Source organism: Anaerorudis cellulosivorans, assembly GCF_025943985.1.
Classification (GTDB): Bacteria; Bacteroidota; Bacteroidia; order Bacteroidales; family Dysgonomonadaceae; genus Anaerorudis; species Anaerorudis cellulosivorans.
In genome coordinates this window covers 20,896-36,383 of sequence record NZ_JAPCWE010000003.1, presented here as the reverse complement: position 1 = coordinate 36,383, position 15,488 = coordinate 20,896, and the positions used below count along the sequence as shown (strand labels likewise).

The following is a 15,488-nucleotide window of genomic DNA, read 5'->3' as shown; positions in this document are numbered from 1 at the left end:
TTGTTTGATCGAAATTTTTGTGTGACAGTGTGTAAATTGAAAATTATCATGTAAATTTGTAATGAATTAAATTTGATTTTAATCTTATTTAGAAAAACGTAATAAAGAAATAATGAGTAAGAAAACATCCTCCTCCGAATCAAAACCAAGACTTGGCAAGAAAGCGCTGACACAAGCTGCTGTTGATTTTTTAAGTCAAAACAAGGGGAAAGAATATAACTATAAACAAATTGCTGCCGCTATCCATGTGAATAGCGAAGAAGGACGCCGCTTGTTGATAAAAGTCCTTGATAATTTACGTGACGAAGACCAGGTTTTGGAAACGTCGCGGGGAAGATACCGCATCAACGATCGCGGGTTGATGCTCGAAGGTCGTTTTGAACGTCGCAGCAATGGCAAAAATTTCTTTGTGCCGGATGACGGCGGGAATATCGTTTTCGTCAGTGAGCGCAATTCCAAACATGCTATGAATGGCGATCGGGTGCGTGTTCAATTGTTGGCAAAGCGCAAACATGCCGACACTGAAGGAGTGGTTGTCGATATTTTGAAACGTTCCGATACCCGTTACATCGGAACACTTGAAGTGAAAAAGCATTATGCTTTTTTGGTTATGGACAGTAAGATATTGGCCAACGATATTTTTATTCCTTTTGAATTTCTTGGCGAAGGTAAAGATGGCGACAAAGTGGTGGTGGAAATTGTGGAATGGCCCGAACGTGCCAACAATCCCATCGGAAAAGTGGTCGATATTTTGGGTAAACCCGGCGAAAATACGGCAGAAATGCACGCCATTTTGGCTCAATATAATTTGCCTTACACGTATCCGCGTGAGGTGGAGATATTTGCCGAATCTCTTCCCGACGAAATACCGGAAGAGGAGTATGCCAAACGTGAAGATTTTCGCGATGCAGTAACCATAACTATTGATCCGGCCGATGCGAAGGATTTTGATGATGCGCTTTCGTTGCGTAAGCTTTCCGAAAATCGATGGGAGGTGGGGGTGCATATTGCCGATGTGACGTATTATGTGAAACCGGGAGACCTTATTGACTATGAAGCCGAACAACGGGCAACTTCCATCTATCTGGTTGACCGTACGGTTCCGATGCTTCCGGAGAGGTTGAGCAACTATATCTGTTCGCTTCGTCCGAATGAAGAGAAGCTTTGTCATTCGGTGATTTTCGAAATGAATGATAAGGCCGAAGTATTGAAATACCACATTGCTCATACGATTATCAAGTCCGACAGCCGACTGACATATGAGGATGCTCAAGCAATAATCGAAACGGGGAAGGGCGATTTCAGTTCCGAAATTCTCATGCTGAACAACCTGGCCAAGCAGCTTCGCGAACGCCGTTTTGCCAATGGTGCAATCAATTTCGAACGGTATGAAGTAAAATTCAATCTCGATGAAAACGGTAAACCGTTGGGAGTATATTTCAAAGAATCGAAGGAAGCTAATCATCTGATTGAGGAATTTATGTTGTTGGCCAACCGTACTGTTGCCGAACATATCGGGAAAGTGCCGAAAGGGAAAAAAGCCAAAACGTTTGTTTATCGTGTGCACGAGGTTCCCGATATCGATAAGCTGGAAGATTTCAATGCATTTATTTTGCGTTTCGGTCATAAAATAAAAACTTCCGGAACCAAAACGGAAATAGCCAAAAGCATCAACTCGCTGCTCGATAAAGTGCAGGGACGCCCCGAAGAAGATTTGGTGGAAACCCTTGCCATACGCAGCATGTCAAAAGCTATATATTCTACTAAAAATGTAGGGCATTATGGTTTGGCGTTCGATTATTATACCCATTTTACTTCTCCTATAAGGCGTTGCCCCGACATGATGGTACATCGCCTGCTCGATAGGTATAGCGAAGGAGCTCCTAGTGTTGATGAAGAACAAACGGAGGGGAAATGTAAGTATTGTTCAGAGATGGAACAAGTGGCTGAAAATGCCGAGCGCGATTCGATAAAATACAAGCAAGTGGAATTCATGTCGGATAAGGTTGGGAAAGTATATGATGGGGTAATATCCGGTGTAACAGAGTGGGGGCTTTATGTGGAAATCAACGAGAATAAGTGCGAAGGAATGATTCCCATCCGCGAATTGGATGACGACTTTTACGAGTTGGATGAGAGAAATTATCGGCTGATCGGGCGTCGTACCAAGCGCGAATACCGATTAGGGCAGCAGATTTCCATTAAAGTAGTTCGCGCCAATTTGGAACGCAAACAGCTGGATTTTACACTGGCGTAGTGAAAAACAATTCCTTTTGTTAACTTTTTTGTGAATAGCAACACCCTGCTCTACATACCCGGTTCCATTGTGAATAACGGTTTCTCATGACACATACCCGGCAGCTCTAGTACAAATAATGGGCTCCCGGCGTTAAGGTTTCTTTGCGGGTGCGGCAAATGGCGGGTGTTTGGATAATCAAACGGCAAGCAATGTTCATATATTTTGCGAAGATGTAGATTTTTCCCTTGAAGAGGGATACAAACGCTTTTTTGACGGCAGCAAGAATACTGTAAGCAAATGCTTTGAAGTAGGAATAGAAGGGATTGACGGCTTCGGTTAAAAAATAGATGTACTCCGAGTAAAAATAGGCGTTGGGTGAAACTTTCCTTTGTTGTCGGTGGTGATAACCGATGGCCGACTTTACAAAACCCACGCGGTAGCCGTTTTTGCGTACCCGTTGGGCATAATTGCGGTCTTCGCCGTAATGGGGAAAAATAGGGGCAAAACCGCCAATTTCTTTTATTACCGATGTTGGAATAAGCCACATGGCCGCATTGATAAAGAGACATTCCGTTATTTCGTTGGGCAACTGTTCGATTTCTTCTTTGCTTGTTAATCGGGTGTATTCGGCAAAACCGAAATCGAGCCGGTCGCCGGTTCCATTGAGATGAACAGGAGAAAGGATACCGTAGTCTGTGTTGCCCGTTGCTGCAAGAATCAGCGTTTCCAGTGCTCGGGGATGTAGTCGTGCATCCTGATTGAGAAGAAAAACATAGTCGAAACCGTTTTCCAATGCATACTTCATTCCTTGGTTGTTTGCTTTTCCGAAGCCGAGATTTTGGCTGTTTTTCATCAGCACCACGTCGGGATATTGGTAACGGATGATCTCGCAGGTGTGGTCTTGCGAAGCATTGTCGATCACCACAATCGTGGCGGGTAAGGTGGAGGCTTTTACCGATGGCAGACAAAGCGGTATCCATGGTTCAAAATTATAGGATACGATGATGACACAAACTTTTATTTTTTCTTCCATGCTTTAATTAAACCTTTACGGAAATAGGGCGGCTGCATGTTATCTATATCGTTTTGATAGATCATTACACCGTTAGTAGGGCGATACGTGAAATCGTTTTCTTTCAACAACCGACTAAACTTCTCAAAATCTTCTGCATGATGATATGTGCATAAAGCGATTTTTAGTAGCGGTTGTTTCAGTATACTTTTCATTCCGTTGAGAACCGCTGTTTCCGCACCTTCAACATCAATTTTGTAAAACGTGGGTTTGTCTTTTTTCCCATGAAAATAATCGTCCAGTCGTATTTCAGAATCGGTAGTCTTGTCAGACACAAATTGGGGAATGAGGATTATTTTTTCTTTCCAGGGTGCGAAAGTTGCTTTCAGTGCTTCAATCCAACAGCGATCTTGTTCAAAAAGATACACTTTTTCTACTTTCTCTATATTAAGCAAAGAAAAAAAGCCTTCTGCACAACCGATATCAGCTAAAATATCCCCCTTTTCGACATTAAAATTTTTGTCGGTGTAACAATGAGGAGAATTTTGATCTTGCTCAATGCGTAGGCCGTTGAATACCAATTGGACAGTGTATTTATTATATGAGCGTTTGAAATATAATCTTTTGTCGTTGATCGTTACATAAGGTAATTCGTTTGACGGATCACGGTAAACCCTCACTTCTTCTGCGCGATATTGTTCTTGAAAAGCACCGAAGAAACTTGTCAACGAATGGCTTGAAAGGTAGTCGACCGCAAAATTTATTTCTTCGTTGGTGGTAGGATGATGGCGATAATACGTTAAAATGGTTTTTCTGAGTTTATTTAGCTTATGGGCATGAATCCTGCTTTTACAAAAAGAGCATATTTTATAATCAATTTGTTGTATATAATTTTTCATTGTTATCTTTCTTTTTTTGATGAAAACCATTCGCCGAGTTCTTTGGTCATTTCGAGTTTCAGCAATCTACACATCAGCCAGTAGCTTCCTCCTGCAATTGTGGCGCTGACCAACAGGTAGAGAAAGCTATTGTGTATTGCCCGACTTGCTGCATAGCCGATAGCCACGCTCACAAGAGCTGTAGGCATGTAGGGTAGCACATCTTTCAGAAAATCAACAAGAGAATAGCGAATGAGCTTTCGAGATAAGGTGAGCGAAATGAGGAGTGTGATTGCCATATAGATTACCCAGCTTACGGCCAGTCCCATAATGCCTTGTCTGAAAAACAGAAAAATGAGCAACACCAGGATGATTCGTTTGGCGATTTCCACTCCCAGAAAAAAATCGGCCTTCTCGCGTGCGATAAACAGTTCGTTCAGGATGTACGAAAAAGGAGAAAGCATTCCTCCCAGACAGAGAACTTTGAAATAGGGAACAGCGGCATCCCATTTGTTTCCGAAAAGAAAGGCAAAGGCGGGTTCGGCTGCAATAATCATATACAGGCCGAGAGGAAAAACCAAAAAAGCAAGCGATTTCATCATTTTACTAACCACCCGTTTCAATCGCTCGATTTGTTGATTGATTTCGGAGAGGATGAGCATGGAAACGGAACGAAACGTATTGGACAGGATACTGAAGGGGATATCCTGATATTTGTTGGCCTGGGCATAATAGCCTACCTGATTCATGGAATTGGGATAGAAAAAGGCAATGATCGAGGGATAAATGTTGTTAAACACAGCGCCGATTAATCCGCTAAGCAACAATTTGTTGCTTAATCCCAGGAACGAGCTCAGCACTTTTATGCTGAAACGGGCGATGGGGCGCCATTTCGAATAGATCCACAAGAAAACGGTACGAAAAAATCCGTAAACAACGTTTTGCGTCACGAGCGACCATACGCCGTATCCTTTGACTGCCATTGCAATGGCAATACTTGCTGCGATGAGCAAGGCGGCAATATTCACTTTTGTCAGGCCTTTAAAGTCGGCCTTTTTTATCAGCAGTGTTTGCTGAATAAGGCCGGGTGCCGTGAAAACGAACGAAAGAAAGAGGACTTTCGATACCGGTTCGATGCGGGGTTCATGAAAAATATCGGCAAGAAAAGGCGAGGCAAGAAACAAGATGAGATACAAGACGAGACTGAGGGCAATATTGAAATAAAAAACCGAACTGTATTCCGTTTCTGTGAGGTTTTTGCGGTTGAGCAACGCACGGGCAAAACCACTGTCGATGAGTAGCCCGGAGAAGGCAATGAAAACATTGAGAGCGCCAATCAAGCCGTATTCGGCGGGAGGCACAATGTTCATCAACACAATACTGCTTGCAAGATAAATGAGTTGTTGCCCGAATTTGTCGAGAAAACTCCAAAAAAGAGAGGAGACCGTTTTCGTTTTCAGTGTCGATTTTCCCATTGAACCGTTTCAAACCGATTTGTTTGCAAAAATACGTAACTTTTTTAATGTTATGGAATTTATCGCTATTTTTGAATTCGATTAAAAGATTTCATGCGTTTTTCGGAAGAAATAAAGGCGTATGCCTTATCGTTGGGTTTTGATGCCTGCGGAATTTGTCCTGCCGGCGATACGGGAGAGGAGGAGCATTATGTGCAGTGGCTCTCGGAAAAATGTCATGCCGGCATGGATTATTTGGAACGCCATATCGAAAAACGACTCAATCCTGTTCTGTTAGTCGAAGGTGCCCAATCCATTATTTCGGTTGCGTTGAATTATTATCCTCACCGGAAATTGCCATCCCACGTGCCGCAGTTTGCCTACTATGCTTATGGCAAGGATTATCACGATGTGATGAAAAACAAGCTGGAAGTACTCTTCCGATTCATTCGCCTTCGTTACCCGGAAGTTCGGGGTCGCTATTTTGTGGATTCCGCACCTGTATTGGAACGTTTTTGGGCTGAGCGTGCGGGTTTGGGTTTTATCGGGAAAAACACGTTGCTCATCATTCCGAAAAAAGGATCGTATTTCTTTTTGGGCGAGCTTATTATCGATAAGAAACTCGATTACGACGAGCCGCTGGAACTTTCATGCGGCAATTGCCGCAGGTGTTTGGATGCCTGCCCGACGGGTGCTCTCGAAAAACCGTATTGGCTGAATGCCGGTAAGTGTATTTCCTACCAAACCATCGAAAATAAGGGAGAGATCGATCCGACACTTATTCCCTGTTTGCAGAATAACGTGTATGGATGCGACATCTGTCAACAGGTTTGCCCGTGGAATCGTTTTGCCGTTCCCCACCGCACGCCCGAATTTTTCCCTTCGGACGAATTTTTATCGCTCAATCAGGATAACCTAGAGGAAATGGATGAGGAAACTTTTCGGCGGATATTTCGGGGTTCGGCGGTGAAGAGAGCAAAATTTCAAGGGTTGAAACGGAATATACAAGCACTGCGCAGGTTGGCACAAAAATAGCGATCGTTTCCTGAAATTGGGATAAATCGTTATCTTTGTAAACGCTAAAAATGATGGAAGATACTTTTGATATACGAAATAACCGGGATCTTCAGGAAACGGAACGCGAGTTCGAAAACGCTTTACGACCCTTGTCGTTTAGCAGTTTCAGCGGGCAAGACAAGATTGTTGAAAATCTGAAAATTTTTGTCAGTGCAGCCCGTATGCGTGGCGAACCATTGGATCATGTGCTTTTGCACGGACCTCCGGGATTGGGGAAAACCACCCTTTCCAATATTATTGCCAATGAGTTGGGAGTGGGGTTTAAGATTACTTCCGGTCCCGTTCTCGACAAGCCGGGCGATTTGGCGGGGATACTCACTTCGCTTGAACCCAACGATGTGTTGTTTATCGACGAAATCCATCGTCTCTCGCCGGTAGTGGAAGAATATTTGTACAGTGCAATGGAGGATTACAGAATCGATATTCTTATCGATAAGGGTCCCAGTGCGCGATCCATCCAAATCGAACTCAATCCGTTTACCCTAGTGGGTGCCACTACCCGAAGCGGCTTGCTCACCAGTCCGCTTCGCGCACGTTTTGGCATCAACTTGCATTTAGAGTATTACGATGCCGAAACGCTTGCGAGCATTGTGTTGCGGTCGGCAACTATTTTACAGATTGCATGTGCCCATGATGCAGCAGAAGAAATTGCTTCGCGAAGTCGCGGCACACCGCGTATTGCCAATGCACTTTTGCGCCGCGTACGCGATTTTGCTCAGGTTAAAGGTTCCGGTGAAATCGATAAAGACATTGCCATTTATGCGTTGGAAGCATTAAATATCGATCGATATGGACTGGACGAAGTCGACAATAAAATTTTATTGACCATTATCGATAAGTTCAAAGGCGGACCCGTTGGCATTACCACCATTGCTACTGCCGTGGGTGACGATGCCGGAACCATTGAAGAAGTATACGAACCTTTTCTTATCAAGGAGGGTTTCATCAAACGCACACCACGCGGACGTGAAGCAACTGAGTTAGCCTATACCCATTTGGGACGAAAACGAACAGAAAAACAAAGCTCCCTATTCTCCGATATATAGATATTCATTTTATGGACTACCGTTTCAACTAAAAAAAGCTGCTCGATAGGCAGCTTTTTTATGTATGGGGTAATTGTACTGTTCAGAATTTGCTGAATATCAATTTCAAATTTAAATCTTTACTGGTTTTGCTCAATGTTACGGCCGAAGGGGTCATCAAATTATAGAAATTGGTAGGAATCTGATATGTTTGGCTGTAATAATCGGATTGCGACGTAAAGGTAATGTCTACAGGGATCAAATAATACGTTAAATCGGGAATTTCTCCCTTGTTTACTTCCTTGTAATGATTTATCAATGCCGAGATATTGGAAAAATCATAGGAATATTCTGTTTTATTGAAGCTCGTATAGAAAGAGGTGATATTATCAGGCATTTTTCGTTTTTCGAAGAAACCCTGCAACGAGTCTTTGTTGATCAGCAATAGATAATTGGGCGGACTTAGCTTGAATTTCAGGTTGGTTTGATCGTCCGGAATGGCATATATTTTCAGGTTGGCCTGATTTAACGCTTGCGCTTGGAGTTTATCCGAGATCTGAGAGAACGGGAAAACGATTTCCGTATTCACTCCGGCAGGACTTTTTATATGGGTTTCCGTATCATCCGGAATCAACAGCTGATTGTTCTTGTTTTGTATGGAATTAATCTGGGTTACTTCAGGAGAAAAATTTAACCGTATATAATCGGTAAACGTGGTATCCACACCGGTAGTCGAACTTTTACCGGGATAGTGGTAATGTACTACAAAATAGGTATAGGCAACTTTAATTATGGTTCCTGTTCCAAATGTAGTGGTTACATATAATCCCTTAAAGAATTCCTTGAATGTTTCCGTGTCGATGAGTCTATCGGGGTTGTCCAACATGCGTTGTCCGAGCGAGTCGGGCAGATTCACTACAGCCATTCGATAATCGGTTTGGGTTTTTTCGTCTTCCGACAGTTCCAGATTGGCTGCAGTAAACAGTGTCTTACCCAATGGGGTAGGAGAAACATAGTTTTGGGGGTTAAAATCGGTATAATAATAAGATGGCAATGTTTTGGTTACCTCATATACCGATACTTCCATCGGTGCGAGCGAATCGCCTACCCAGGAATCAAAAAAAAGTGATAGTCTTACCGAGTCGATGACTGCTCCCGACTGAAACGATTCCCCTTCGGGATAGTAAAATTCGCCTACATAGTCTGATTTTATGGTTCCAAAAAGAGGATCGATATATTCGCCAAGTATGGGATTTTTTGTTTTTGCAAATATTTTGTCGACCTGTACTGTGGAGGCTTGTAGAGCAAGGGTATCGGTACCCACCGTTATCCGGTCTTTTCCGGGTTGAATGGTAAATCCTATTTCTTTGAGCGTGTCGTCGCACGATGTCGCTATTGCCATTATCATGCTCGAGATAAAAAACAGTTTATACAAGGGTTGGAGCTTCATCCGTTTCAAAAATTTGTTTTTTAACTGCGCAAATATCCGAAAAAATAACGGGATAAAAAAATGGCAGACGCGAAAACTTTTATTCGAGTTCTTCGTAGAAATTTTCGATTGCCTCGACACTTTTGTTAAAATCTTTTTCGTAATCCAAGAAATTAACTTTCTTATCGGCAATATAATTTTTTATTTCATGCGGTATTTCTTCACTTCCTTGCACCACTCCATCCGAATAGTCAATTGCCAATTTGGTCAATGTGTTAAAATCGAATATGCCACGTTTGGTTAATTCTTCAATTTCTTTGTCGCCGAGTGTATCAAATTTCAATTTTTTTGGGAAATCGGGTTGAAACTCTTTTTTAAAACCGTTATCATAAACCGAATAAATTACTTTTGAGTTAGTAAAACAGGGATCGTCGGCATATCCCTTTTTAATATAAAGAGGTGCTATCGCTGTCATCCATCCGTGGCAATGAATGATATCGGGTATCCATCGGAGTTTCTTGATGGTTTCCATTACACCGCGGATAAAGAAAATGCTGCGCTCGGCATTATCGTCATATTCTTCACCATTTTTGTTTACTACGGTTCCTTTTCTTTGAAAGAAATCGTCGTTATCAATAAAATAAACCTGCATTCTCGCCGGTTGAATAGATGCCACTTTGATGATGAGTGAGTGATCGGTATCGTCTATAATAAGATTCATTCCCGAAAGACGAATCACTTCATGCAATTGATTGCGTCGTTCATTGATATTGCCGTATTTAGGCATAAAAGTGCGTATTTCATGCCCCCGTTCCTGTATGGCTTGCGGTAAATTTCTGGCAGTAAGTGAAATTTGTGTTTCCGGTAAGTATGGGTAAATCTCCTGTGAAATAAATAAAACTTTTTTCTGACTCATTTTGGCTATATATCTAAAATTCAGTACAAAGATAATAAAAAAAATCCGCATAATAACAAAATAAATCGAGATTGTTTTTCTTATTACCTTATTTTCAGGGATTTATCATTTTTATTAAAAAATGATAGTCGACAGAAAGACAAGATAATGGGGAAGAGGTTTCGTTATGTGACAAAAATTTTGTTGCTTTGCATGTTTTTCTGACAATGTATAAAAATGGAAATTATAAAGACTGTTGCTGATCTCGATCGGTTTCTCCAACCTTTAAGGGATAAGGGAAAATCGATAGGTTTGGTGCCGACGATGGGCGCATTGCATCAAGGGCATGCTGCATTGGTGAAACAATGTGTCGGAGAGAATGAAGTGGCAGTGGTCAGCGTTTTTGTCAATCCCACCCAATTTAACGATAAAGAAGATTTTCGTCTTTATCCCCGCAATTCGGATGCCGATTGTGCGTTGCTCGAGAGTATAGGGGTTACCGTTGCTTTTGTTCCTTCGGTAGAAGAAATGTATCCCGAGCCGGATACGCGCGTTTTCGATTTCGGGATGCTGGATAAAGTCATGGAAGGCCGTTTTCGTCCCGGGCATTTCAATGGCGTTGCACAGATTGTGAGCAAATTGTTTTATGCCGTAAAGCCCACCAGAGCTTATTTTGGAGAGAAAGATTTCCAACAACTGGCTATTGTGCGTGAAATGGTGCGACAATTGGCCATACCGGTTGAAATTGTGGGTGTTCCTATCGTTCGCGAAACGAGCGGTTTGGCCATGAGTAGTCGCAATTTGCGATTATCGGAAGAGCAACGCCAAGAGGCGGCCGAAATCTATCGAAGTTTGCGCCTAAGTACCGATTTCGTTAACGAAAAAAGCATACAGGAAACTCTTGATTTTGTGACTAACCGAATCAATCAAATCGACGGCTTGCGCGTCGAGTATTTTGATATAGTAGATGGAAACACATTGCAGGCTGTTTCGGATTGGAACGATTCGGCTTACGTGGTAGGGTGCATTGCCGTATTTTGTGGTGATGTGCGATTGATTGATAACATTTCATATAAAAAAATTGAAAACCAATGATGTATATTGAAGTATTGAAATCGAAAATTCACCGGGCAACCGTTACCGATGCTGATCTTAATTATGAAGGCAGCATTACCATCGATGAAGATCTTATTGATGCAGCCAACATGTTGGTTAACGAAAAGGTTTCCGTAATGAACAACAATAATGGCGAACGTTTCGAAACCTATGTGATACCCGGAGAAAGAGGATCGGGAATAATTTGTTTGAACGGTGCTGCTGCTCGCAAAGTACAAAAGGGCGATATCGTGATTATTATGAGTTATGCCATAATGACGCTTGAAGAAGCCAAAGCCTTTAAACCTACCATTGTTAAGGTAGAGGAAAAAACGAACAAAATAAAAAGGTAATATTTTTGCTTGTGCAACGATTGTTCTTGTCTGCCGCGTTGATGCTTTTTTCGCTATTTCTTGTTAATGCTCAAGAATATCGTTGGAAAGCGGGATTCGAATATTTTTTCGACAATACCGAATATTCCGGATCGTCTTTCGTTGGTTCACAAACAATGAACGGCATATGGCTCAATCCCATCGGAAGTGTGAAGTGGGATTCTGTTCACGCTCTTTACGGAGGAGTGAATTTGCTGAAAATCCCCGGAATGAAAAAAGCAATCGATAAGGTCGACGTTACGCTTTATTACCAATATCAAACACCGAAAATTCTTTTCCGTGCAGGCGCCTTTCCACGAAAAGATGTCCTCTCTAATTACAATACTTTTTTTTTCAACGATTCCGTCAATCATTTTCTCCCGCTTATTCAGGGTGTATTTTTTCGGATAGGCAGCAGGGATAATTTTTTTGACGCATGGATGGATTGGACCGGATATGCCACACCCACCACACGTGAGAATTTTTTTATCGGTTTTTCGGGAAAAGCTGCCCATGAATTATTTTTTGCCGATTTTCAATCGTATATGTTTCATTATGCGAATACCCGTCCTTCGACACCTGATTGGGGCGTAAGTGAAAATATGCAGTTGCAGGCATCTGTGGGATTGCAGTATGACAATCCCGGAACAGTTGGAGGAATGGTTTCGGCAGGAATATTGATGGGATACGAGAGAGATCGTCACATTGAAGGCAGATTGTTTAAACCGGTAGGGTTTATAGCCCGCCTCAATGCCGAATATCATGGCATAGGTACACAAAATACATTCTATGTGGGCGATCCGCGGATGCGGTTGTTCGAAACTTTCGGGGGCGATCTCTATTGGGGTACTCCGTTTTTGAGGGGAAAATCGTATGCTGAAAGCGAATGGTATATTCGGTTTGCGGAAACGCGGAGAACCAAAGTGCGATTAAATATCAACCTGCATTTTTCCGAAGGCAAGTTGTTTTTTCAACAAATGCTGAACGTTTCGGTTGATATCGGCAACGACGTTCCCTAACCATCTCTCGTCTCTCACTATTTAATTATAGCTTAAAATATAGCGATGAAAACTCCCAAAGAAGAAATCGAGGAATTACGCAGGCAAATCCGTGAACACGATTATTATTATTATGTTCTTGCACAACCCGTCATCTCCGATTACGAATACGATCGCCTCATGCATCGATTGATGGAACTGGAAGCCCAATATCCCGAATATTACGATCCTAATTCGCCGACCGTGAGGGTAGGCAGCGATATCAACAAGAACTTCGAACAAGTGGAACATCGCTATCCCATGTTATCGTTGCAAAATACTTATTCTCCGGGTGAGGTAACCGATTTTTATAATCGGGTAAAACGTTTGCTGAATGAAGAGGTTGGGATTGTGTGCGAGCTCAAATTCGACGGGGTATCCATCTCGTTGATTTATGAGGATAAACAATTGATACGGGCCGTGACGCGTGGCGACGGCAGAAGGGGCGACGATGTAACCGATAATGTGCGTACCATACGGAGCATCCCGCTGGTCCTTAGGGGCGACGATGCTCCTTCGTCCATCGAGGCACGGGGCGAAATCATCATGCCGTGGAAGGTGTTTGAGGAGTTGAACAAGGAGCGGGAAGAACAGGAAGAGCCGCTTTTTGCCAACCCGCGCAATGCTACTGCCGGCACTATTAAGTTGCAAGACTCGCGAGTGGTTGCTCAACGCAAGTTGGAATCGTTTATCTATTATCTGTTGGGCGACGAATTGCCTACCGACAGTCATTTCGAAAACCTGACTTCTGCCCGCAAATGGGGATTTCGTGTTTCCCACGAGATGAAAAGGTGCAGTACATTGGAAGAGATTTTTGACTACATCAAGTATTGGGATAAAGAGCGCAAAAATCTTCCTTTTGCCATCGATGGGGTAGTTTTGAAAGTCGATTCGTTGAAGCAACAGGAACGTTTGGGAGCTACTTCAAAATTTCCACGCTGGGCAATAGCCTACAAATTTAATCCTGAAAGAGCCCTGACAAAACTCTTGTCGGTTACTTTTCAGGTAGGACGAACGGGTGCTGTGACTCCTGTAGCCAATTTAGAGCCTGTGTTGTTGTCGGGTACTGTGGTAAAGCGCGCTTCCTTGTACAACGAAGATATGATCAATGCACTTGATCTGCATATCGGCGATATGGTATATGTGGAAAAGGGTGGCGAGATTATCCCCAAAATTACAGGAGTCGAGAAAGAGGCCCGTTCTGAGGATGGCGAAAAAGTGCAATTTATCAAATTTTGTCCCGAATGTGGTACACCTTTGGTACGCGACGAAGATGAGGCCATTTACTATTGTCCGAACATGGAAGGTTGCCCGGCACAGATTAAAGGACGCATCGAGCATTTTGTTTCGCGCAAGGCCATGAATATCGACATGGGACCCGAGACCATCGACTTGTTATATGAAAAAGGGTTGATAAAAGATGCTGCCGATTTGTATGAGTTGAAGTTCGAAGATCTGGTCAACCTTGAACGATGGGGCGAAACCAGTGCCCGCAACTTGCTGAATAGTATCGAAAAGTCGAAATCGGTTCCTTACGAACGGGTTTTGTTTGCTCTAGGTATTCGTTATGTGGGCGAAACGGTTGCGCAGAAACTTGCTCAAGCTTTTCCCTCCATTGATGCATTGGAACAGGCATCGTTGGAAGATCTTATGGCTGTTGACGGAATAGGCGAGCGTATTGCCCAAAGTGTGAAAGATTACTTTGCCAATCCTAAGTTTCGCGATTTTGTACAACGATTACGCTCACACGGATTGCAATTTTCTCTGAATCAGGAAAGCCTTACATCCAAAACCGATAAACTAAAAGACAAAACATTCGTTATCAGCGGCATATTTAAGTTTCATTCGCGAGACGAGTATAAAGCTCTTATTGCGCAAAACGGTGGTAAAGTAAGTAGTTCGGTATCAAAAAATACCGATTATATTCTTGCAGGAGAAAATATGGGGCCTGCCAAGCTGGAAAAAGCCAATCAACTTGGTATAAAAATCATCACCGAAGAAGAATTTCTTAAAATGATTGAATAAGGTTTTATCAATACCCTTTTAAATCTGAAAAAAATTAAATAGTTTTTGATGATTTTAAAAAAGAGTAATTAACTTTGGACGGCAATATAAATCATGAAATAAAGGGATGAAATAATGGCGTAACGAAAGATGGAAACAAGAAGACCGCCGGAAATGTATTATGACGACTCTTAAAAAAGTGTTTGAACATAAACCACACTAAAAATTGGAAACCGCAAACCAATGAAAAAAACAGGGCGAACCGAAAAGCCTTACGAGTAGGGTATAGATTTATAATCAAATAAATAAAATAAGATAAACATGAAAAGTCGTTATATTAAAACCGCGATCATTTTTATTGTCGGAACAATCCTTTTATCGAGTTGTGCAACCATTGTAAGCAAAAGTACATATCCTCTTTCTATCGAGAGTGAGCCCAATAATGCTAAAGTGAGCATTACCGACAAAAACGGTAAAGAAGTATTTTTAGGAAATACACCTGCAACAGTAAAATTAAAAGCAGGTTCAGGCTTTTTCACCAGAGCCGAATATCAAGTTAAGTTTTCGAGTCCGGGATGCGAAGATAAAGTTGTACCCGTAACATTTAAGATTGATGGTTGGTATTTTGGCAATATACTGTTTGGGGGACTTATAGGTATGCTTATTGTTGATCCGGCAACAGGAGCTATGTGGAAAATTGAAACCGATTATCTGAAAGAAACACTGGAAAAGTCGGCAAACATTGCTGATGCCGAAATGAAAATCGTTGATATTAACGATATTCAGGAAAGTTGGAAGTCGCATTTAGTCAGAGTAAATTAAAATCGGATAATTGATAGCGTGTAGGGGGCTATTTTGCTTCATACACGCTAAATTTTTTTTATTCACTCCATTGGCGATTTGAGAAGAAGAAGTGGTGACCCGTCTCATTTCATGAAAAACATTCGAGTACACTCGAAAAAGCAGTACATT

At 42.2% G+C, this 15,488-nt stretch carries 13 protein-coding genes; 8 read left to right on the top strand and 5 right to left on the bottom strand.

Features of this window, described 5'->3' with window-relative positions; genetic code table 11:
* Positions 1 to 112: 112 nt before the first annotated feature.
* A complete protein-coding gene (rnr, locus tag OLM34_RS01965) occupies positions 113 to 2,257 on the top strand; it encodes a ribonuclease R (RefSeq protein ID WP_264404870.1) in 2,145 nt (714 codons plus the stop codon).
* A 106-nt stretch (positions 2,258 to 2,363) separates the two neighbouring features.
* Here rnr and OLM34_RS01960 read toward each other — a convergent pair whose 3' ends face one another.
* The 3 genes from OLM34_RS01960 to OLM34_RS01950 are packed head-to-tail and all read right to left on the bottom strand — an operon-like array spanning position 2,364 to position 5,604.
* A complete protein-coding gene (locus OLM34_RS01960; protein ID WP_264404869.1) occupies positions 2,364 to 3,272 on the bottom strand; it encodes a glycosyltransferase family 2 protein in 909 nt (302 codons plus the stop codon).
* Positions 3,257 to 4,150 (bottom strand): FkbM family methyltransferase, encoded by an 894-nt coding sequence (locus OLM34_RS01955; protein WP_264404868.1) that lies wholly within the window; start codon positions 4,148 to 4,150, stop codon positions 3,257 to 3,259. The genes OLM34_RS01960 and OLM34_RS01955 overlap by 16 nt, the downstream gene beginning before the upstream one ends.
* Before the next feature lie 2 nt (positions 4,151 to 4,152).
* Positions 4,153 to 5,604, bottom strand: coding sequence for a lipopolysaccharide biosynthesis protein (locus tag OLM34_RS01950; RefSeq protein WP_264404867.1), 1,452 nt, complete (start codon positions 5,602 to 5,604; stop codon positions 4,153 to 4,155).
* 93 nt (positions 5,605 to 5,697) lie between these two features.
* Here OLM34_RS01950 and queG point away from each other — a divergent pair, with 93 nt between their 5' ends.
* Positions 5,698 to 6,618: a tRNA epoxyqueuosine(34) reductase QueG gene (queG, locus tag OLM34_RS01945; protein ID WP_264404866.1), complete on the top strand. Its 921-nt coding sequence runs from the start codon at positions 5,698 to 5,700 to the stop codon at positions 6,616 to 6,618.
* A gap of 53 nt (positions 6,619 to 6,671) precedes the next feature.
* A complete protein-coding gene (gene ruvB, locus OLM34_RS01940) occupies positions 6,672 to 7,706 on the top strand; it encodes a Holliday junction branch migration DNA helicase RuvB (RefSeq protein WP_264405066.1) in 1,035 nt (344 codons plus the stop codon).
* A gap of 82 nt (positions 7,707 to 7,788) precedes the next feature.
* Here ruvB and OLM34_RS01935 read toward each other — a convergent pair whose 3' ends face one another.
* Both OLM34_RS01935 and OLM34_RS01930 read right to left on the bottom strand, forming a co-directional pair.
* Positions 7,789 to 9,135: a DUF4270 domain-containing protein gene (locus OLM34_RS01935; protein WP_264405065.1), complete on the bottom strand. Its 1,347-nt coding sequence runs from the start codon at positions 9,133 to 9,135 to the stop codon at positions 7,789 to 7,791.
* A gap of 79 nt (positions 9,136 to 9,214) precedes the next feature.
* Positions 9,215 to 10,030 (bottom strand): glycogen/starch synthase, encoded by an 816-nt coding sequence (locus OLM34_RS01930; RefSeq protein ID WP_264404865.1) that lies wholly within the window; start codon positions 10,028 to 10,030, stop codon positions 9,215 to 9,217.
* A 216-nt stretch (positions 10,031 to 10,246) separates the two neighbouring features.
* Here OLM34_RS01930 and panC point away from each other — a divergent pair, with 216 nt between their 5' ends.
* The 5 genes from panC (at position 10,247) to OLM34_RS01905 (ending at position 15,338) form a co-directional block, all read left to right on the top strand.
* Positions 10,247 to 11,104, top strand: a complete 858-nt coding sequence (panC, locus tag OLM34_RS01925) for a pantoate--beta-alanine ligase (protein WP_264404864.1) — start codon at positions 10,247 to 10,249, stop codon at positions 11,102 to 11,104.
* Positions 11,104 to 11,457 (top strand): aspartate 1-decarboxylase, encoded by a 354-nt coding sequence (panD, locus tag OLM34_RS01920; RefSeq protein WP_264405064.1) that lies wholly within the window; start codon positions 11,104 to 11,106, stop codon positions 11,455 to 11,457. Before panC ends, panD begins: the two co-directional genes overlap by 1 nt.
* Positions 11,458 to 11,468: 11 nt before the next feature.
* Complete coding sequence (locus OLM34_RS01915; protein ID WP_264404863.1) at positions 11,469 to 12,494, top strand: hypothetical protein; 1,026 nt, start codon at positions 11,469 to 11,471, stop codon at positions 12,492 to 12,494.
* Between the two features lie 45 nt (positions 12,495 to 12,539).
* A complete protein-coding gene (gene ligA, locus OLM34_RS01910) occupies positions 12,540 to 14,537 on the top strand; it encodes an NAD-dependent DNA ligase LigA (RefSeq protein ID WP_264404862.1) in 1,998 nt (665 codons plus the stop codon).
* A 300-nt stretch (positions 14,538 to 14,837) separates the two neighbouring features.
* Complete coding sequence (locus OLM34_RS01905) at positions 14,838 to 15,338, top strand: PEGA domain-containing protein (protein ID WP_264404861.1); 501 nt, start codon at positions 14,838 to 14,840, stop codon at positions 15,336 to 15,338.
* Positions 15,339 to 15,488: the final 150 nt, after the last annotated feature.

Bases quoted from the DNA above. Each gene is read 5' to 3' on its own strand.
- OLM34_RS01955 (WP_264404868.1), bottom strand. From the start codon at position 4,150: ATGAAAAATTATATACAACAAATTGATTATAAAATATGCTCTTTTTGT.
- panD (WP_264405064.1), top strand. From the start codon at position 11,104: ATGTATATTGAAGTATTGAAATCGAAAATTCACCGGGCAACCGTTACC.
- ruvB (WP_264405066.1), top strand. From the start codon at position 6,672: ATGGAAGATACTTTTGATATACGAAATAACCGGGATCTTCAGGAAACG.
- OLM34_RS01950 (WP_264404867.1), bottom strand. From the start codon at position 5,604: ATGGGAAAATCGACACTGAAAACGAAAACGGTCTCCTCTCTTTTTTGG.
- OLM34_RS01905 (WP_264404861.1), top strand. From the start codon at position 14,838: ATGAAAAGTCGTTATATTAAAACCGCGATCATTTTTATTGTCGGAACA.
- panC (WP_264404864.1), top strand. From the start codon at position 10,247: ATGGAAATTATAAAGACTGTTGCTGATCTCGATCGGTTTCTCCAACCT.
- rnr (WP_264404870.1), top strand. From the start codon at position 113: ATGAGTAAGAAAACATCCTCCTCCGAATCAAAACCAAGACTTGGCAAG.
- OLM34_RS01935 (WP_264405065.1), bottom strand. From the start codon at position 9,135: ATGAAGCTCCAACCCTTGTATAAACTGTTTTTTATCTCGAGCATGATA.
- ligA (WP_264404862.1), top strand. From the start codon at position 12,540: ATGAAAACTCCCAAAGAAGAAATCGAGGAATTACGCAGGCAAATCCGT.
- OLM34_RS01960 (WP_264404869.1), bottom strand. From the start codon at position 3,272: ATGGAAGAAAAAATAAAAGTTTGTGTCATCATCGTATCCTATAATTTT.
- queG (WP_264404866.1), top strand. From the start codon at position 5,698: ATGCGTTTTTCGGAAGAAATAAAGGCGTATGCCTTATCGTTGGGTTTT.
- OLM34_RS01930 (WP_264404865.1), bottom strand. From the start codon at position 10,030: ATGAGTCAGAAAAAAGTTTTATTTATTTCACAGGAGATTTACCCATAC.